General features: G+C 61.3%; 16 protein-coding genes and 1 pseudogene. 12 read left to right on the top strand and 5 right to left on the bottom strand.

The features are described from left to right. Nucleotides 1-553 precede the first annotated feature (553 nt). The 5 genes from Q390_RS19250 to Q390_RS0116710 are packed head-to-tail and all read left to right on the top strand — an operon-like array spanning nt 554 to nt 8,166. On the top strand, nt 554-1,411 hold the full coding sequence (locus Q390_RS19250) for a WYL domain-containing protein (protein ID WP_051603319.1): 858 nt from the start codon (nt 554-556) through the stop codon (nt 1,409-1,411). After that, a complete protein-coding gene (locus Q390_RS18835) occupies nt 1,393-2,859 on the top strand; it encodes a Wadjet anti-phage system protein JetA family protein (RefSeq protein WP_051603320.1) in 1,467 nt (488 codons plus the stop codon). Before Q390_RS19250 ends, Q390_RS18835 begins: the two co-directional genes overlap by 19 nt. Beyond that, the gene (locus Q390_RS18840) at nt 2,856-3,539 is read left to right on the top strand and encodes a DUF4194 domain-containing protein (protein WP_051603321.1); all 684 of its coding nucleotides are present in this window, start codon (nt 2,856-2,858) and stop codon (nt 3,537-3,539) included. The genes Q390_RS18835 and Q390_RS18840 overlap by 4 nt, the downstream gene beginning before the upstream one ends. Then, nucleotides 3,536-6,988 (top strand): SbcC/MukB-like Walker B domain-containing protein, encoded by a 3,453-nt coding sequence (locus tag Q390_RS19710; protein ID WP_084153976.1) that lies wholly within the window; start codon nt 3,536-3,538, stop codon nt 6,986-6,988. Before Q390_RS18840 ends, Q390_RS19710 begins: the two co-directional genes overlap by 4 nt. Beyond that, on the top strand, nt 6,985-8,166 hold the full coding sequence (locus tag Q390_RS0116710) for a Wadjet anti-phage system protein JetD domain-containing protein (protein WP_027997091.1): 1,182 nt from the start codon (nt 6,985-6,987) through the stop codon (nt 8,164-8,166). Before Q390_RS19710 ends, Q390_RS0116710 begins: the two co-directional genes overlap by 4 nt. A gap of 594 nt (nt 8,167-8,760) precedes the next feature. Here Q390_RS0116710 and Q390_RS0116715 read toward each other — a convergent pair. The 3 genes and pseudogenes from Q390_RS0116715 to Q390_RS19715 all read right to left on the bottom strand — a co-directional run bounded on the left by Q390_RS0116715 (nt 8,761) and on the right by Q390_RS19715 (nt 11,515). Continuing rightward, nucleotides 8,761-8,985, bottom strand: a complete 225-nt coding sequence (locus tag Q390_RS0116715; protein ID WP_027997092.1) for a DUF2274 domain-containing protein — start codon at nt 8,983-8,985, stop codon at nt 8,761-8,763. Next, nucleotides 8,982-9,845, bottom strand: a pseudogene (locus Q390_RS18845) (TraB/TrbI/VirB10 family type IV secretion system protein); the annotation flags it as partial. The gene Q390_RS0116715 and the pseudogene Q390_RS18845, both read right to left, overlap by 4 nt. A gap of 854 nt (nt 9,846-10,699) precedes the next feature. After that, entirely contained in the window at nt 10,700-11,515 is an 816-nt protein-coding gene (locus Q390_RS19715; protein WP_051603322.1) for a TatD family hydrolase, read from the bottom strand. A 488-nt stretch (nt 11,516-12,003) separates the two neighbouring features. On the opposite strand from Q390_RS19715, the gene Q390_RS0116735 reads away from it, so the two are divergent. From Q390_RS0116735 to Q390_RS20595, 3 genes are all read left to right on the top strand, one after another. Continuing rightward, on the top strand, nt 12,004-12,699 hold the full coding sequence (locus Q390_RS0116735; protein ID WP_027997094.1) for a helix-turn-helix domain-containing protein: 696 nt from the start codon (nt 12,004-12,006) through the stop codon (nt 12,697-12,699). 563 nt (nt 12,700-13,262) lie between these two features. Then, a complete protein-coding gene (locus tag Q390_RS20460) occupies nt 13,263-13,667 on the top strand; it encodes a hypothetical protein (RefSeq protein ID WP_051603323.1) in 405 nt (134 codons plus the stop codon). A gap of 9 nt (nt 13,668-13,676) precedes the next feature. Beyond that, on the top strand, nt 13,677-13,805 hold the full coding sequence (locus tag Q390_RS20595; RefSeq protein ID WP_281174793.1) for a hypothetical protein: 129 nt from the start codon (nt 13,677-13,679) through the stop codon (nt 13,803-13,805). Nucleotides 13,806-13,864: 59 nt separating this feature from the next. Here Q390_RS20595 and Q390_RS0116745 read toward each other — a convergent pair whose 3' ends face one another. Next, nucleotides 13,865-14,638 carry a hypothetical protein gene (locus tag Q390_RS0116745; RefSeq protein WP_211250501.1) on the bottom strand — a complete coding sequence of 258 codons (774 nt, stop codon included), beginning with the start codon at nt 14,636-14,638 and terminating at the stop codon, nt 13,865-13,867. A gap of 116 nt (nt 14,639-14,754) precedes the next feature. Here Q390_RS0116745 and Q390_RS0116750 point away from each other — a divergent pair, with 116 nt between their 5' ends. The 4 genes from Q390_RS0116750 (at nt 14,755) to Q390_RS20025 (ending at nt 17,952) form a co-directional block, all read left to right on the top strand. Next, a complete protein-coding gene (locus Q390_RS0116750; protein WP_245606951.1) occupies nt 14,755-15,762 on the top strand; it encodes a hypothetical protein in 1,008 nt (335 codons plus the stop codon). Between the two features lie 98 nt (nt 15,763-15,860). Then, nucleotides 15,861-16,541: a hypothetical protein gene (locus tag Q390_RS0116755; protein ID WP_245606952.1), complete on the top strand. Its 681-nt coding sequence runs from the start codon at nt 15,861-15,863 to the stop codon at nt 16,539-16,541. Nucleotides 16,542-16,616: 75 nt separating this feature from the next. Beyond that, complete coding sequence (locus tag Q390_RS0116760) at nt 16,617-17,396, top strand: Hachiman antiphage defense system protein HamA (RefSeq protein ID WP_027997098.1); 780 nt, start codon at nt 16,617-16,619, stop codon at nt 17,394-17,396. Next, nucleotides 17,383-17,952 (top strand): hypothetical protein, encoded by a 570-nt coding sequence (locus Q390_RS20025; protein ID WP_027997099.1) that lies wholly within the window; start codon nt 17,383-17,385, stop codon nt 17,950-17,952. Before Q390_RS0116760 ends, Q390_RS20025 begins: the two co-directional genes overlap by 14 nt. Here the strand turns inward: Q390_RS20025 and Q390_RS19730 are convergent. Next, on the bottom strand, nt 17,845-18,170 hold a 326-nt coding region (locus Q390_RS19730), incomplete at its 5' end, for an integrase core domain-containing protein (protein WP_156949945.1). The genes Q390_RS20025 and Q390_RS19730 overlap by 108 nt on opposite strands.

The following is an 18,170-nucleotide window of genomic DNA, read 5'->3' on the forward strand; positions in this document are numbered from 1 at the left end:
GTGGAGTTCCGGACGCCGGATAGTCCGGCGGAAAGGCAGGGGGAATCTGGCTGGAAATTGCGGCAGGTTCTCGTAATCATCCGTGCCAGGATGCGGTGAACGCGCCATCGAAGAATTCGGCACACGATCGTCAGCGGAGTGTTGCATATGACCGTCCATTGATGGTTCCCAATAGCTGTCTGTCCATAGGGAGTCATGATGGCTATCGAGAGCAATCGGAACAACTCACTGGGGCGAAGCGGGGAGGGCGTCAGCCAATCCACGTCTCGAAAATGGCTGGAAACAGCGCAACAGAAAGATCAAGCTCTGGTCGCCAATATTTTGGCAGCGGACTGCATGACAAGCAGGTCTCGGCCAATGGTCTTAGGCAGATGGCCGCTTTCGGAAAACTTATCTTGCCAGACAGATATTTAGCATCTGTGTCGGCCGGAATGGGTTTCTTGGTTTGCAAGGCCTTGTCTCAAGCAGCGTTCTTCACTCCAGGAGGTGAATATTTGAATATCATATATTTTTTTATATGATAGTATTTTCTATACCATCAAAACCAAGCGCGATGAGTCTAGCCAATCTTCTCGAGAAAAACCGCTACAAAGTCATGCGCCGCATGGCTCTATGGGAGGGCCGCCTGAGCCGTGGTCGCGTCATGGACGTGCTGGGCCTAAGCGGCATCCGGGTAAGCCAGCTCCTTAGGGAGGTCCGTGAAGAAACCCCTGATTGGTTTGAATGGGACAGTAAGAGCAAGTCCTACTTTGTCACCCCCGCTGCCTACAAAAAAGCGCAGGTTGAGCTCAAGGCTGGCACATCGGATCTGAGCCTGGCGGCCTACCTCGCAGAGGCTAACATTCATGCGGACCTGGCCCCAGGTGCCGGTCCGGTCACCGTCGCCCCGTGGGGTTTCTCCCAGGTCAACCCCCACGTCTTCTCCCGCATTCGCCTGGCCATAGAGCAAGGCACGCGACTGAAGCTGGAATACCGCTCCATGCGTACTCCCGAGCCGCACCCGCGCACCGTGGAGCCGCACAGCCTGGTCCAGGCCGGCCGGCGCTGGCACATGCGCGGCTACTGCCTGGAGATCGACGACTTCCGGGACTACGTGCTGGGGCGTATTGCGAAGCTCTCCATGCTGGATCAGAAGGCCGAATCCACGGTCGCAGAGGACACCAAATGGAACGCTGTGGTGAAGGTGCGCATCCAGGCGCATCCCAAACTGACGCCCGGCCAGCAGGACTTGGTCCGCAGCGAGTATTTCGAAGGCACTGCGGCACGCGTGCACAGCTGCCGCGGCGCCCTGCTGCCCTACCTGGTCCAGGAGCTGAGACTGGCCCTGGATGTGGCCAAGGAATTGCCGCCTGAGTACCAGCTGGCGGTGGAGAACGTCGAGGAGGTGCGCAAATGGCTGTTCCCAGCGTAGCTCCCGCTTCGATTGCTCTCTTCCAGCGCATTCCGGATCGGCTCTTCGGTCCGCTGGCATCGGCAAACCGGCACGGGTATTGGTCGCTGCTGTGCCATTTACACCGCAGGCGCTTTGGGCCCGACGCGCCCCTGCCGCCCAGCTACGGCTTCCTGCAGCGCGAAATCACCCAGGAGATCGAGGACCACCTCAAATACGCCGACGAATGGCAGCCAGAGTCTGGCGATCAACCCGACACGCCCCTGAACATTCGCGCCATCAGTATCATCAACCGCTTGGTAGACGCGGGCTGGTTCCGTTTGGAGAAGTACGGCATTGAGAAGACCGTCAACATGGCGCCGGCCGTGGGCCAGTTGCTGACCCAACTGATCAACTTCGCCGAGACGGGTCCGGTGTTTTTTTCGGGCAAGATCCGCGCGATCGATGCTGCCGTGGCCCAGGTGCACAAGGGCGAAGCCAGCGGCGACCTGTTTCGGGAGGCGGCCGAGCAGTGCCGCAATCTGTTGGTCTACATCCGCAACACCGGCACCAATGTGCGCGACCTGATGGCGGCCATAGGCGCACAGCCCACCACGGCCCAGTATGTTCGGTCCTTTTTTACCTCGTACATCCAAGAAGTCTTTATTGGGGACTACCAGGAGCTGCGCACCCGGGAGCACCCCTTGTCCAAGCGCCAGCAGATCCTGGACGCCGTCACAGACATCGACACCCAGCCAGAGCAGCGTGGCCGTTTGCTGGACTGGTATGTGAACCGCCTCTGCGGCGGGGACGACAAGAAAGGCCAGGCGGCATTCCAGCGCGACCTGCAGCGCCTCTACGAGCTCGACCGGATCGAAGAGTATCTGGAGCGTCTGGACGAAGAGATCCGCGTCGCCAACCGGCGCGCGCTGGCCTTCCTGGAATACAAGCTGCGCGCCATACGCCCTATCGACAACCTGCTCCGGCAGACCATGGACCGGTTGATTGCACATCCCGACATCGATGTCGCCCCCGTCTTCCCGCCGGATGCCCTGATGGGTGGCGCCCGCCTGGCTCAGCCACGCAAGGAGGTGCCGCGGCTGGCGCCCACGCCTTTGCGGCAGGTGATCATCTCCGATCGCACGCGCGCCATTGGCAACCTGGTACGCCGCGCCCAGGAGCGCCGGTCCATCACGCCCATGAAGCTGCGCGCCTATGCCGAGAAAGTGCTGCAGGACGCGGCCGCCGCCGACAGAGACGCCCTGCCTTGCGGATCCATCGAGGACTTGCGTGCATTCCAGGCCCTGACCAGCGTGGCCATGGCCACCAACTCCAGAATCCCCCGGCTGGAAATGGAAGGCCGGGCTTCGGCCCCGGGCATGGAGCTGCGCTACACCAGCGACGAAGCCGCCGAGCACCCGTATTTGAGCGGCAAGCCATTCACACTGAGCTGGCGCAAACGTCAGACTAAAAACAGGGAAACCCAATGAGCAACCCACGGGACTGGGAGGATCTGGCCAGCCGGCTGGATGGTGTCTATGCCGTCGAAGACTTCGAGACTGCAGCCTATCGGCTGGTGGCCGAGCAGGTGATCTACCACTCCGACCGCAGCAGCCGGGTGACCTATGCCATCCTGGATCTCTATGAGCGCGAGTTCGCCAAGGTGCTGGCGCCGCTGGGTGTGTCCTTGTCGATCAACCGGCAGCTGCGCTATGTCACCGCCCTTCCGCGGCACGCCAAGGCCGGGACCGCGACCGTGGCCCAGACACTGTTTGCTCTGGTGCTGCGCGGCCTGTACGACGAAGGCGTGCGCGCCGGTGGCCTCACGGAAGACGGCGAGATCCTGTGCGACTACATCGAATTGCAGGAAAAGTTCCACCTCATGACTGGGCGCGACCTGCCCACCCGCGGCGAGCTCGACACGCTGCTGCGCTCCGCCAAGCGTTGGGGCATCGCCCGACGCCTGGAAGACGATGACAGTGGCCACCTCACCCCCTTGCAGGAGCAGTCAGCAGGCGGCGTGGCCATCCGCCCTGCCATCGTCGACGTGCTGGGCGACACCGCTTTGCTACGGCTGGCGCAGTGGGGCGTGGCCCGGGATGAAGCGCATGCGGACGGTACCGCCGGCGGGCCTGTGGCGATTGAGGATCACCAGGGAGATGAAAAATGAAGCGGCTTGAGAGCGTCAAACTGGTGCAGTTCCTGTTGTATGAGCAGCAGGAATTCCGCCTGGAAGAAATCACTGGCCTGTTCGGCCGCAACGGCAGTGGCAAAAGCTCGGCGCTCGACGCGGTGCAGATCGCCATGATGGGCGCCAACAAGAACCAGATGCACTTCAATGCCCAGGCCGACAACAAATCACACCAGCAAAGCCGCACCCTGCGCTCCTACTGCCTCGGGCAGTACGGCGACACCATTGAACAGTGCGCGCGGCCGCAGGCCACCACCTACATCACACTGGTCTGGCGCGACACCGAGACCAATGAGCCGGTTTCCATGGGTGTGTGCATTGAGGCGTCTCTGAGCAACGAGGCGGAGAAGGTGCTGGGGCGCTACGTCATCCGCGGTGTGGAGCTGAGCATGTCCGAGCACCTGCAGACGGTGGACGGCGCCACCATGCCGCTGCCCTGGAGCAGCTTCCGCCACCGGCTGCTGGAGCAATCCAAGATCACCGGTGAGGAACCGTTGTTCGACGATGGCGCCAGCTACGTCAAGCAGGTGCTGTTTATGTTGCGCGGCAAGGCGGGCCCGGCGTCCTACGACGCGTTTGCGCGCGCCTTCCGTTTTGCGCTGCGCATGAGCTTCTCCAAGTTGGTGGACCAGATTGTTCGCAACGATGTGCTGGAGGACCGGCCCACCAACATCGCCAGGTTCAAGCAGCTGGTGGAGACCTTCAAGCGGATCAACCTCTTGGTCGAGGGAGTTGAACTCAAAATCAAGCAGGGCCTGGAGGTCAGCAAGAACTTTGACGCTGCACTGGCCGAGGCCCGCAAATCCGCCACGTGGACCGGGTTGCAGGCTTCCGCGGCGTACGAGCTCAGCAATGCGGCGCACGAGAAGCTGACGGGCGAGAAGTTTGATCAGGAAGTACTGGTTGGTGAATGCACCCAAGCCAGCACGACCGCCGATGAAGCGCTGGCGGCCTGGACTCTCGAAGAAGGGCAACTGACCGGCCTTCAGCGCGCCCACGCCGACCATGCCGAGAACGCGGGTGCCCAGCAGGACTTGGCGCAGGCGCAAGTAAAAACCACCCGCCGGGAAGAAGAGTTGAAGCGTGAGCTGCGCAACTTCCGGCAATTGCTCCAAAACGCCAGTTCCAATGAGCTGATGGCCCAATGGCAGCCCGCGCTTGCAATTGCCGCACAGCAGCTTGGCGAGTTCTCGTGGGAGCAGAACCGGGTCGACCAGGATGGACTGGGGCAGATAGTCCGGGGTCTGGGTGACACGCTGCAGACAGCAGCTACGCACCTGGGCAAGGAATACGACGTCGTCAAGGAGGATATCCGTCTCGCCAAAGAACGGCTCTCAACGATCGGCCTGGGCATGGAGCGCGCCAGCACCAACCGCGCGCAGGTCAGTGAATCGACGGCCCGGCTGATGCATGAGTTTGCTGACCACGGATTGCACCCCACCCCCGTCTGCGACCTGGTGAGGGTCACCGATCCCAAATGGCAGCCAGCGATCGAAGCCTACTTGGCCAAGAACGTGGAGGCCATCTTGCTGCGGGACGCGGAGGAAGAACAAAGAGCCTTTGGCATTTACCAGGCCTTGCAGGGCAAACGCAGCATCTATGGCGTCAAGATCGTGCGCTCGGACAAAGCGCGCCCCGGGCAGAGCCAGCCGGCGGCCGACACGGTGGCCAGCCTGATACAGGGAAGCAACCAAGTGGCCGTAGCCTACCTGCGTGGCAAGCTGGGCAACCTCAAGCGCGCCAATACCGCCCAAGAGGCGCTGCGCGGTGAACGGACGCTGACCCTGGACGGCATGCTGGTGGGGCCCGGAGACTTCGAACGGTTACGCCTGGTGTCTGAGGCGGACCTACAGATCGGCGCGGGCGCCAGAGGCCAGGTCGACGGGCTCAGAGTCGAGTCCCGTGACTTGAACAGAAAAGTTGCCGACCTTCAAGGACGCCAGGGAGACATTGATCGGATCCGCCAGGCGGTGCAGAGCTTGTCGTCGCCGGAGACCTTGCGCCTTCTGCTGGGCTTCGCGGCCCAGCTGGGCGAAGCGCTCACCGAAAGAGAGCTTGCGAACCAGCGCATCTCGGGCAGCACCAGTGCCGAGTACCAGGCCCTGAGCGCCAAGCTACAGGCGCTGCAGGAACACAAGCCGCAGCTGGAAAAGGATGCCCGCGATGCCCGTGACGCCGTTGTACGGGCCCAGACGGTATTGGACAGATTGATCAAGGAATGCGCGGCCAAGCTGCTGGAGCTCCAAGGCAAGCGGACGGTGCACGAAACCTGCTGTGGCCATGCCGACTATGACCCGGAATACGCTTCCGATCGCTGGGACTCGCTGTTGGTGCAACACGGCGATAACTACCAGGCCATGGCCGACCACTGCGAATCCCAGTCCAAGCGCTGCAACGCCTCCATGTTGCGCCACCTGGGCCCGGCCCAGACGCTGCTGGGAATCTTTCTGACCGACCACCGCGAAGCCGTGAGCGATGAGGTGACATCCGACTGGCGCAAAGCCAAGGCCTGGATGGAGCAGCAAGTCACCCGACTGCAAAACACCGAGCTGCCCGAGTACAAGGATCAGGCTCAGGAGGCCTATCTTGCGTCGCAGAACACCTTCCGCCAGGACGTGGCGTTGGCCCTGCACGCCAACCTCAAGTACCAGACCATCACCTTCAAGCGCTTGAACGATGCGCTCAAGGCCTCCCCTGCGTTCACCAATGGGGAGCGCTACCAGTTCCAGGCCAAGGTTCGCCCGGACCTCCTGCCTTTGAAGAAGTTCATCGAGAACATCGCCGACTTCGGCGCTGAAGGCGGATTGTTTGGCGAGCCCGGGGAAATCCCCGCCCAGTTCGCAGAGCTACTGCGCGAAAAGACCACCTCAGGCAATGCTGCAGTCAAGAGCCCGCTGGATGACTACCGGGAGTTTTTTGAGTTTGATATCAAAATTGAAACCGACGATCCGGTCACCGGCGTCACCAAGACCATTGGGCATCTGAGCAAGCGCATTGGCCCGGGTTCAGGCGGTGAGCACCGTGCACCGCTGTGCGTGATCGCCGGCGCTGCGCTGTCCTCGGCCTACCGCATGGATGAGAACAACCAGGACGGGCTGCGACTCATTCTGCTGGACGAAGCCTTCGACAAAATGGACACGCCCAACATTGTGGCCACCATGCGCTACCTGGAAAAACTGGGCCTGCAGGTGCTGCTGGCCAGCCCGGGCGAGAACCTGCCCACATTGACCGCATTCCTGCACCGCTACTTCGAGATCATGAAGGACGAAACCCGCCATGTGATCCAGGTCGAAGAACGCCGGGTCAGCGAACCCATGCGCGAGCAGTTCCGCGAGGACATGTGGGAATACCACCCCGAGCTGCTGGAGGCGGAGTTGCAGGCCGTCCGCCAGGAACCCATCGCACGACCGGCGGCAGCCACGTTATGAGCGCAGGCGACATCGCCAGGGACTTGCTGGCCAAGCTGCTGGATGCCGGCAACAAGCACGCCGCCGGCGCCCGTGCGCGCGCACCCGCGCTAACGGCCACCAACCTGAAGCCCTACAGCGATCTGCGGAGCCGGCTACACAAACAGGAATGCGATGAGACCTTCCTGGCCGCGCGCGACGCTGGCGCCGTCACTTTGCAGCGTGACAAGCTGAATCCGAATGACGGACTGTTTGAGCGCATTGACCTGGTGGACGTGCAGGCGCTGGCCAAGTTTCTGGGGCGCAGCACCTATGCGGACCAGCTGGCGCAGACGGTTTCCCAGTTGGAGCCGCTGAAAGCTGACTTCCCCGTGATCCTAGAGGTAGTTGGGCGCTGGACCGGCATGGTCAAGGTGCGCGGCCTGGGCCCACAGGACACGGGCGCCTGGATTGACGCAGCCAAGACCATTCGGGCGTGCGCTGCGCGCAGCCAGGACGCGATTGCAGTCCCTGTGCGTGAATTCAGCGCGCGACTGTTCCAGGACAGCAAGCGGATTGAAGCGCTCACCACCCAGCTGGACGTCCTGCTATGTGGCAGCGTTGAGGAAAGGCCGAGGGCCGCAGCTCAGGTGTGGCAGGAGCTGGGCTTGTTCCGGGAGGAGCACCCGGTGCTACTGGCCGGCCAGGTGCACATTGCGCGCGATCGCTCCACCGGTGTGATTGACGCGCCCTACATGGGCCTACCAGCGGCAACCATTCTGGGAGTGGCCAGCGCGGTCATTGAGGTCATCACCATCGAGAACAAGACCACGTTTCACAGTGAGGCTAAACGCCGGCAAGACGAAAAGATGCTTCTGATCTACACAGCGGGCATGCCTTCACCAGCCTGGCGGGCAATGTATGAGCGTCTGCTGGGGAGCCTGCCGCCGACCACGCTGATAAATCACTGGGGTGACGTTGATGAGGGCGGATTTCGGATCGCTGCCACCATAGCGGCCGTAGCCAGTGCGGCGGGTTTTGTCCTGCAGCCCTACGGTATGTCGCCAGAGGATGTGCCCTTGGAAATGCGGGTTAAGGCATCAGCTCGGACCTTGGAGCGTATTCACCACTTCGCTTGTGCAGCAGGATGGTCCGAATTGGGACAGGCGATGCGTAAAGCCGAGTTCGTCGCCGAACAGGAGGCGCTGGAACGTGGCTGATATATGACGCAACGTGGAAAGTGAAAAACCAGTCCGCCCTCGTGCTTTTGAGTGTCTGCAATCTAGCTGACCACGTTAGCCGCTTACTGCCTCAATCCTGGATGTCAGAAATATGGCGCTAATTTCGATGGCCTCTATGGCTGGAATAGGTCGAGGCTGTGTGAAAACTCCGTCGTGAGCAAAGCAGTCCAGTAATCGACCTCTCAGATCGATCCAGGATCGACGATCGTGCTATCGAGAATGGCTTTTACTACCCCGGAAAATGTGCCTTTTCCGAGTTTTCACACAGCCCCGGTCGGAAGCTGACATCCAAAAGCCCTGATCACTTCAGCCAGCACAGTGGTCGCCAACCGCCGGAGCGGGTGGTCACGAATGAGCAGATTCCGCAAGAGGCTCGTCATTTAACACTTTCCCATTTTTCTTGGTATAGCCAAAATTTGGCTCGCCATCTGAAGTGAAAACTGCCGGCGCTTTGACATAAAAAGTGAAAAAAGGTGAGTCTAGGAGTCATAAAGGAACATTGCGGGTGTTTAACGAAGACCTCGCCTATGGCGCTGCTCCCTCTCGCCGGGACAGCTTCTCCGGTGCAGACTTCTAGGATGCCGTACCTTTTTTGAAACCCCGATCCGCCGCCATGAATGTCTCCAGCATGTGTGGGATCAGCGTCGCGGCATCAACCACCTCGCCGTAAGCCTGCGCATGCAGTGCCGCATAGCGGTCGAGGTCGGTCTTCAGGCCGACCGAGCACACAAAGGTCAACTTCGTACTTTCCGTCTTGGGCAGCGGCCCGAGTCTCAGTTTCTTTATCGGCGTGCTCATCGTGATGCTCCCCTCTGAAAGAACATCGGCTGGTATGGCCGCAGCACCAGATCCCGATTGACGATGATGCGCACCGGCAGGCCGGGGCGACTCGTCAGCGTCGGCTGGATGTTCATGTTTCGTCGGGTCATCTCTTGTCCGACCTGACTCACCGAATCCTGCAAGCCATCCCGCCCGGCGATGATCACTCGATTCCCCTCCTAGCGGTTCTCCGGCGCAGCCAGTTCAGCGCCGATGCCCAGCAGGGTGGTCATCGCTGCGCCGGCAAGGACGCGATCCCAATGCCAATCGACCCCATCCTCCAGCCCGGCATAACCGGCTGTATCTGTACCCACCAAGTTGTCGAGCTGGAACGATGACGTGTCCGGCAGGATTACCCGGTTCCACACCACCTGTGTGCGGCTTTGGCCGTAACTGACCTGGCTGTTGTACTTACCCATGAGGCGCGCACCTTGTGGGATTAGTAGGAACTTGCCGGTGGCTGTGTCGTAGATCGGCTCTGTCACGGTGGCGATGACATCGCCCGGCAGGTCGGATTTGATGCCCGTGACCAATGCGGCCGCGATCACCGTTCCGGCCATCATCTGGTACGGCGAAGCGGGCAATTGCAGGGAACCGGAATTGCGCGTTTGTGTAGAACTGTTTTTGGACAGAAATGCCTCCTTCTGATCTTGCCGGTTCTGTGCCGCCGTAGGGTCCGCAGGCTGCGCGGCCGTCGAGGCCGGGCCTGCGGCCATCGGGTCGAAGGCAGCATTCGGAGCCAGACCAGCAGCATGCGCAGCCTGCGCCGACGCTGCTGCGGCCACCTTTGTCCCACCTGAACGGAAGAACACGGAGGAAGCCGCCGCTTCCTCGGCTTCCTACGCACCCGGCCCGCTAGCACCCGCTGCGCGGCCTGCAGCACCTCGTCGGCCTAGGCAGGACGGTACTCGCCCGCGACATCACGAACGAGCAGCGAAGAGGCAGCGGAAGAAACGGTAACGAAGGAATCGAGGGAAGAGAACAGATCGTGCGACATGGCGAACTCCAGTGATCGGGCGGGATTGCCCGAGACCGGAACCGGCACGCCGCAGCGCAGCTGTCACAGGTTCGAAGACGGCCGGCAGGACGCCAGCGTGCCCAGCACGCGCAGACCTTGACCGCGAGGACGGTGTGCAAGGATGAAGGGAACAGCAAGCCAGCCTCCATCCACACCTCGCCTGCATTGCTTGGCAAGCGCAGCGCGCAGCGGCACCGCCGCGAAGGCATCAGCGATGGGAGCCGAAGGGGCGAGACGCCATGGGTGGCTCGATGCGCAGCACGCACAGCGCGGCCCGGCATCGCCGGGGAGGCACCGACCGGCTCACTGGGACGGCAACTGCTTGATTTCCGCAATGAACTGCAACTGCTGCAGATACTCGGAATGGGTCTTCGCCAGCCATCGAACCACGGCGGCATTTTCCAGAAACGTCTTGCCGATGTACGTCTTGATGATTCAAGCTGCAAGTCGACCGGCCCGTCCGTCCTTCACTGCGCAATAAATAGCGGTCCCCGTACTTCTGGGCAAAGACACTGGTATTTCGGCTCCATGCAGTTGCTGCAGCGCGTTGTATTGGATTCGGAGTTGAACCTGCTTGCCAGAAAGTTCGCTGATGACCCGGGCCTGCTCACACTAAAAGTGGGCTTGCGACGCGCCGAGCATGTGATGTGTACCGACCAGAGGGCCGAAGCCCTATCAATTGCCTGGAAGGCCGAACATCCGTCGGCTATTGGAACTGCAGGCCTGAATGATCTCGTCGACGTCACGGCCCATGAGCTCTGCCACGCTGGCGGCGACCCAGGGAAGATTCGCCGGCTCGTTGTGTCCACGACGCGTTCCAGCATTCTTGGGGAATAGATAGGGGGCATCCGTCTCAAGGTGCAGTCGATCCAACGGTATGGCTGCCAGGGCCTCGCGAAGTGCCTGACCGCGCTGGAGATCTGTGATCCAGCTCGTGATGCCGATGTCGAGCTCCATCGCGAGAAAGGCTTCCGCTTCCGCACGGTTGCCCGTGAAACAGTGCACGACTCCACGCGCTCCGTCGCACATCGCAGGGGTAAGCATGTCGTGGAAATCGGTGAAGGCGTCGCGACAGTGAAGAAAAAGCGGCTTGCGAGTCTCTACAGCCATTGACAGCTGCTGCTCGAAAGCAATGCGCTGCGCTTGGGGAGTCGAAAAGTTGCGGTTGTAGTCAAGGCCACACTCTCCAACCGCCACGACTTCCGGACATTTCCAGAGTTCGGTCAGCTCGCGGAAGGTGCTTGGGTCATACGACTTTGCGCCATGGGGGTGTGCCCCAGCAGTCGCGAAGACGGTGCCCGGATTCGCTCTTGCCAGCTCAAGGGCCAGTCGACTGGACGTCGCCGATGTTCCTGTGGCTAGGATCTGGGTCACGTTTGCCGCCCGTGCACGCACCAACAATTGGGCAGTCAGCGACGTCAACTGCGCCGAGTGGAAGTTGACGCCGATGTCGACCAGTTGCGCTCGTTTGGATTCTGATCTCTTGCTCATGCGCCCATGGTACGGGGTGATGCATACGGTCCATCTGCTCTCAGGTCCAGTACTGTGGTGGTACAAATCGACGACCGGCATGTCGCTGCGATTGACCGTTCCAGCTTGAGTGCTGACGATCGGCAGTCCCCGGCTCGATATTGGGGTTGGCAGCGAAAGCTGTCGATGACGTCTGTCGCAGCCGATGGCAACTGCTAGGGGCCGAAGACCTGGTCGGCGGCGTTCCGGGGCGCCAAGTGACGCGCGGCGGGGATGGGCTGCCAGCCGATATCTAGAGGCAAGCGCAGCGCGCAGGCCCGCCAGGGCGGAAGGCGTAAGGGATTGAAGCCGGCTGGACGTGATTCGGCACGAAGCACAAGGCGCAGCCCGCGAGCCCGGCGGCGGTACGCCGGGACGCCCAGGCGGGTTGCTGTCGGGTCGCTGTCGTGGTGAACTCGATCCCCGCTTTCCATACTGCATCGCATCGACAAACTACGATGGAACTGCAAATGAATGCCACCGAACAAGCGCCCCAGGCGCGCCTGTTGACCCCAGCCGAACTCGCCCTCTGCGTCCGGCTGTTCCGGGAGATGCGCCAATGGTCCCAAGAACAACTGGCCGAGATTTCTGGCCTCAATGTGCGCACCCTCCAGCGGGTCGAGCAGGGCCAGGCAGCCAGTCTTGACACCCGGCGCGCACTCGCCCGCGCGTTTGAGTTCGAAGACGTGGACGCACTGAACAAACCGTTCACGATCCCGACGGCAGAGGAGCTTAAGGCTCAGAAAGAGAAATTCGATCGTGAGTATGTCACGCTGACCGCGTTGCCGCTCACGACTGGAAAGCAGTTGGCGAAACTGGCCGAGATCCACATGATGGATCTGTCGGAGACCGGGTTTGAACTCAGCCGCGAGGCCGACGAAACCTTCGCCGAGCTGGTGGACTACTTTCGCGACTACCGCGATTGCGCGGACGCGTACTCGGAGTCGACGAAGTTCGAGGTGTACGACGAACTGCAGTCGCGGATCGATGCGCTGAAAACGCTCGGCGTCTCGCTGCGCTATGCCGAGCGAAAGATGCAGGTGAAGTGGGGCGTGGAGACAGACGCAAAGCCCATGCCTGTCAGCGTCCTGTACGTCGTCGCCTTTCCGCTTGGCAAGGAGCCCGACCAGTTTGCCACGCCCAAGTCGGCAGGCATCCGCCTCTAGAGGATGGTCGGCAGGAGCCGTCAAGCCGAGGCGTTGCCGCTTGAGGTTGCAATACCGGTGGTTCGATGCGCGGCATCGCGTTGGCCGAAGGAATGGCGCCAGCCGCTTTGGCCGTCGACAACATTTACTGTGCAGCAAATATCGCGCTTTCAGCGATTTTGCAGGTAACCCGCCGAGCCTACTCCGAGCCAAACGGGGTTGCGTAGCAGGGGTTTGTTCGAACTCGGCGGCGGTTGCAACTTTGGATGCCTGTCGTGCGCGTCCGGCTCTATGAGTAAAATTACTGATAAGGCGCCCGCCCAAGCTCTGGACAGCTTGAAAAAGGCCATTGGCAGTCTCCGCTAAGTACCCCCGCCATCAACCATCCGGAGTACCGGCTGTTCGATAGCGACAAAACGTCCAGCGCTCGAGCAGTATTGGAGTATTCCGATGAGCAACTATGTCCGCTCGGCCGCCTATGCGGCCTTCCAAGCGCTTGCTGTGCAAGGCTTGACCGTCAGCGTTCCCATCTTTCCGAAGTCGTCGCCGCGCTGCTGGGCTACCGCACTTACGCGGCCCTAGTCGTGGAAGACGCGAACCCTAAGCTCGACTACCACCTGGACGACGCCGAGATCGTCGTGCTCAACCTCCCGATGGGGGCGGCGCGCGTCCTTGAGCTGGGCCTTGAAGACGGTACGACACCGTCGATAGTGATGCCGGCGTGCGTTGTGGCGTTGAAGGCCAGTGCGGATCAGGTCGGTGTCTACGAGGGCGTCGCTGATTTCTATGATTCGCACGCGCGCGAGGCGCTGGCCGAAGCGATCTTCAACTCCGACGACCTGGCCGGTGTCGTGGCTGAAAGCAATGCCGGCTATCCGGACGAACCTGAAATGGACGTCGAGTGCCCGGCGGCCACGGACTTGTGGGCTGCGACAGACGAATGGAAGATCGAGGCCGACGGAGACATGACCGGGGAGTACGACCCGTAAGGCGACCGCATGTTCAACGGGGACACGCTGAACTGCCGCGGGTGGCTGACCTACCGCAAGGCGGGGCGCGCGGGGTTGGTGTTTGTCGAAGCTGAGCTGGCGTACGAGCAAAGCCTGGAGGCCAAGAAGGCCGGCTAGCAAGGACGCCTATACCGGCGGGGCGTCGATCGCGCCGCCGGTGCTTCAATCACGCAGCGTCACTTGGACGCGAGATGATTCTTGAGTAGGAACCAGCACATGTTGAGCGCGAAGGAGCGGCCAAGGCGGGTCATCTGATCCTCTGGAATGCCCACAGGGCGATGGGCGCCCGGGCTCAGAAACCCGAATACACCCGCCAGGCCCTTTTCCTCTTCGGGTGTGACCTCGCCGCTCGTGCGCAGGAACGCCAGCACTTCGCCCCATTTCGACGGGTTGTAGGTCGCGGGAACTTGCGCGCGTGAAGCCACGTCGGCGGCAACGTCCGCCGCCAGCGTTTCCAGCGCGACACGGGCATTCACGAGGGCCGATTTGTAGTCGGGCGGAGTCGCGCGAAAGGCCTGGGCCGAATCACCGATCTTGACGATGATCTCCTGCGCGCGCGGCGCTCTCGAGTTCTGCAGCGTCACGATCAGGTCGTCCTCCAGTGGGGCCGCATCCACAATCGACGGGTCGATCTGCACGAGTTTGGTGTCTTTTACGATGTAGCCGTCCAGGAGCAGGCATTGCGTCAGATCATGCATGCGCTCGTCGAATCGGTACTTCGGATTCACTCTTGCTCGCAGGTCGCCCTTGGTAGCCACGACTTCGGCCAGCACAAGCATGAGGGGGCGTTCGTCAAGCCCGCGCAACGTGTTCAAGAGCCCATACAGCAACTGGCGTGGCGACAACGACAGGTGTTGCACCCCGTACTTGCTGAGCAGCACGATGGACAACATGGGCTCCTGAAGCTTCAGGAATTGTGCGAGGGAATAGCGGGTCCTCGTTCCGATCATGTCTGGTTCCTTTCATCGGACGGCCCTGAATAAAACCGCGAACAGTCAACAACGTCATGATAACGACAATTTGCACGATAACAATAAATATGTTATCGTGCGGAAATCAAGTTATATTGGATGAGACTTTGCCGATCCTCGCGACCGCCGTTCTGCACTACCTTCAGGAGGTTCTGGGCATTGACGCGCCAGGCGTGAAGCCGTGGGCGCGTGCCGACGAACTTCCGTACTTCCTGCGCGATGCTTTCCAGTTCAGCGAACTGGAACTGCTGGGCCAGCCCATTGTTTTGGTGATAGGGCGCGCGGAGGCCAAGCAGTCCCTCAGCGAAGTTCGGACCTGGCTGGACAAGGTCAAGGCCCTCGCCGGTCAGCCGGCGGTCTACGTCACCGATGCACTGGCCTCCTATGACCGTCGGCGCTTGATCGAGCAAAAAGTCCCATTCATCGTGCCGGGCAACCAACTCTATCTGCCGGATCTGGGGCTGGACCTGCGTGAGTATTTTCGGCAGCGCGCTCCGGCCATGGAAGCGGCGCTGAGCCCGTCGGCGCAAGCCATGCTGATCACGGCCTTGCTGCGCCAGCCGTGGCAACCTGATTGGCAGCCTTCCAAAGTCGCAGTCGCCCTGGGCTACACGCCCATGACACTGTCACGCGCGGTCAAGGAACTGACTGCGGCCGGGCTGGCAACTGCATACACGGTCGGCCGCTCGCGCTGGCTGCGAATGGAACATCCACCGGAGCAGGCCTGGGAGCGTGCGAAGCCTGCGCTGCGAACGCCGGTCAAGCGCACGGTCTGGGTGGCTGCGCATGGGATCGTTGCACACCGGCCCAGCCGCATCGCGGGCCTGAGCGCGCTCGCGCGCTATTCCATGCTGACCGAGCCGAAATGGCCGGTGTATGCGATGACCGTCGCCGACTGGAAGGCTGCGACGGATGCAGGTGTTCGAGAGTTGCCTGAGCCCGAAACGGGCGCACAAGAATGGCAGCTGTGGAGCTACAGCCCGGCGTTAATGCCAGACGCCACCACGGTGGACCCGCTCTCGCTGACGCTCAGCTTGCAAGAGAACGCCGACGACCGAATCCAGCTCGCATTGGATGAGCTGAAAGGACAACTTCCATGGTGAGAGGGTTGGACATTTTCCAGAAGCGATTTGCGGCATACGTCGACCAATACGTCCTGATTGGTGGAACGGCCGCGAGCTTGACGATGGAGGAGGCCGGGTTGGAATTCCGTGCCACCAAAGACCTGGACATCGTCCTGTATGTGGAAGCGCTGACCCCGGCATTTGGCCAGGCCTTTTGGAAATTTGTTGAGGACGGTGGCTACGAAATTCGCCAAGCCAGCGACACCGGAAAACCGATCTTCTATCGGTTCCAGAAGCCCGCAGATGATCGCTACCCGGCGATGGTCGAATTGTTCGCACGCGCTCCCGACGGATTGCAACCAGCCGAAGGCAGTCAGCTGACCCCCATACCACTGGACGAAGCAGTCTCCAGCTTGTCCGCCATCTTGCTGGACGAGGTCTACTACGCATTCATCATGGCTGGGCGCCGCGAAGTCAATGGCCTGCCCTGGGTCGGCGAAGACCGCCTGATCCCGCTCAAGGCCATCGCGTGGCTGGAACTAACGGCCCGGAAAGAGCAGGGCGCCAAGGTGGATGCCAAGGACGTGCGCAAGCACCTCAACGATGTGCTGCGCCTTTCGCAACTGCTCGCGCCCGCCACACGCATTCCGGTCGACAAAAAGATCGGCGACGATATGACGCGGTTCCTTGTCGCCGTCGCTGCCGACACGTCCATCGACCCGAAAACGCTGCAGCTCGGCAACGTCGCCGTCGCCGAGTTGGTGGCCCGCATCGCCCAGGCATATGAAATTGAACTGTCTGCGCAGGCGGCGGGATGACGGACGAGGAGGTCAACCGGAGCGGGTGGATGGGCAGCCAACCCGACCGAAACTCAAAAAAACTGAGGAGGAGACATGGCATTGTTCAAGGCTTGGTGTGCTGGCACCAAGGACAAAAGCAAGAAGAAAACGTTCCGAACATACTCGGAGAAAGATGGCGGCCGTGCCGCTGTTCTTACGCAACTGGGCGAAGCCGTCAGGACGCACTACGACCAGGCTGACCGGATCGCTGACGATGTCGCCCGCCTTGGGTATGACGGCGCCTCCGAAATTCTGAGGGCACTGCTGCCTCAGTCGAAACGCGCGCGCTCCGGAGATCTCGGCGAAATCCTGGCCTCTGAACTGGTTGAGGAGGACATGGGCTTTCGTGTTCCCGTTCGGCGGATGCGCTTCAAAGATGGGCGGGAGGTCGCAATGCGCGGCGACGATTTCATCGGCGTGGGCTACGACCCCGATGAAAAGCTTTGGCTGCTAAAGGGCGAGTCGAAGAGCCGCGCGAACCTTGGCAACGTGACGATTGCCGAAGCGCGTGAAGCCCTGAACCGGTACGGTGGCCGCTGCACGCCGGATTCCTTGCTGTTCATCGCGAATCGGCTCCTCGAAAGCGCCGACAAAGATGATGTCGAACTCGGCCGGACGATCCGCGACGAGGTCGGGCTGAAAGCTCTGCGCGCCAATCGCATCGACCATATGCTGTTCACCGTGTCCGGCAACGCGCCGGCTGCGAAGCTGCAGAAGGATTTGGGGGAGGCCGGCCATGACCGCAACCAGCACGTCGTCAGCCTTCACATCGAAGACCACCAAGCGTTCATTGCCGAAGTCTACGAGGAGGCGATGAATCTTGGAAACAAGTGATGAACTGCAGGCCTTCCTGATCAGGGCGACGCAAGACGGTGTTTGGGGGCGGCTGCTGGACCGCGGCGCGGCATGGTCGATCATGCGTCAAGCGGGGGTGCTGCCTGAGGATGCACCGCCACTCGGCGAGCAGATTGACATCGACCTTGCAGAACACGGTTTTTCGATCTTGCGTGCGGCGTTGTCACTGCGCGAACTCGACGGCACATCGGCTCTTTGCCAGCGTGCGTTCGAGCGCGCCGGCAATGCTTTTGAGTCGTTGGTTCGCAATGGCGCCCCAGAGGCTGAGGAGCGTGGCTTCTACCGCACGATTGCGGGCGCTGCCTACCATCTCGCGGGCTATTCCGCGATCGCCTACTCGCTGTTCGGCGAACAGCAAGTCTCCGATCTCAATGCCAACGCGGCTGAAGCCGCGTTGATCCTTCTGATCCTGCGCGAGCTTGATAGTCTAAGTGTCGCATCCCGGACGATCATATGGTCTCTTGTTAAACAGCTGCGGATGGGACTGGTGCCAGTCCTTCATCGTCTGCATCGGCGTTTTGCTCTTGAGCGCTGACTGGGGCAACTGGTGGTTGTACAGGGCCACATAACGCAGCAAGGTCTGCTCCAGGTCTTCGCTGCTGCTAAACCGATGGGTCTTGAGAACATCGGCAATGCGGCCATTGAAGCGCTCGACCATGCCGTTGGTTCTGGGCGTCCTGGGCTTGGTCAGCCGGTGCTCGATACCCAGCTCCTGGCACAGCCGATCAAACTCATGGTTGCCGCTGGGCTGGC

The sequence above is a fragment of the Simplicispira psychrophila DSM 11588 genome, from assembly GCF_000688255.1.
In the GTDB taxonomy this organism is placed as follows: Bacteria; Pseudomonadota; Gammaproteobacteria; order Burkholderiales; family Burkholderiaceae_C; genus Simplicispira; species Simplicispira psychrophila.

Excerpts from the sequence above, each read along its gene's own strand:
- Q390_RS0116715 (WP_027997092.1), bottom strand. The coding sequence starts at position 8,985 with ATGAGCACGCCGATAAAGAAACTGAGACTCGGGCCGCTGCCCAAGACG.
- Q390_RS0116760 (WP_027997098.1), top strand. The coding sequence starts at position 16,617 with ATGGCATTGTTCAAGGCTTGGTGTGCTGGCACCAAGGACAAAAGCAAG.
- Q390_RS20595 (WP_281174793.1), top strand. The coding sequence starts at position 13,677 with ATGTTCAACGGGGACACGCTGAACTGCCGCGGGTGGCTGACCTACCGC.
- Q390_RS0116710 (WP_027997091.1), top strand. The coding sequence starts at position 6,985 with ATGAGCGCAGGCGACATCGCCAGGGACTTGCTGGCCAAGCTGCTGGAT.
- Q390_RS0116745 (WP_211250501.1), bottom strand. The coding sequence starts at position 14,638 with ATGATCGGAACGAGGACCCGCTATTCCCTCGCACAATTCCTGAAGCTT.
- Q390_RS19250 (WP_051603319.1), top strand. The coding sequence starts at position 554 with ATGAGTCTAGCCAATCTTCTCGAGAAAAACCGCTACAAAGTCATGCGC.
- Q390_RS18835 (WP_051603320.1), top strand. The coding sequence starts at position 1,393 with ATGGCTGTTCCCAGCGTAGCTCCCGCTTCGATTGCTCTCTTCCAGCGC.
- Q390_RS19710 (WP_084153976.1), top strand. The coding sequence starts at position 3,536 with ATGAAGCGGCTTGAGAGCGTCAAACTGGTGCAGTTCCTGTTGTATGAG.
- Q390_RS0116735 (WP_027997094.1), top strand. The coding sequence starts at position 12,004 with ATGAATGCCACCGAACAAGCGCCCCAGGCGCGCCTGTTGACCCCAGCC.
- Q390_RS19715 (WP_051603322.1), bottom strand. The coding sequence starts at position 11,515 with ATGAGCAAGAGATCAGAATCCAAACGAGCGCAACTGGTCGACATCGGC.
- Q390_RS18840 (WP_051603321.1), top strand. The coding sequence starts at position 2,856 with ATGAGCAACCCACGGGACTGGGAGGATCTGGCCAGCCGGCTGGATGGT.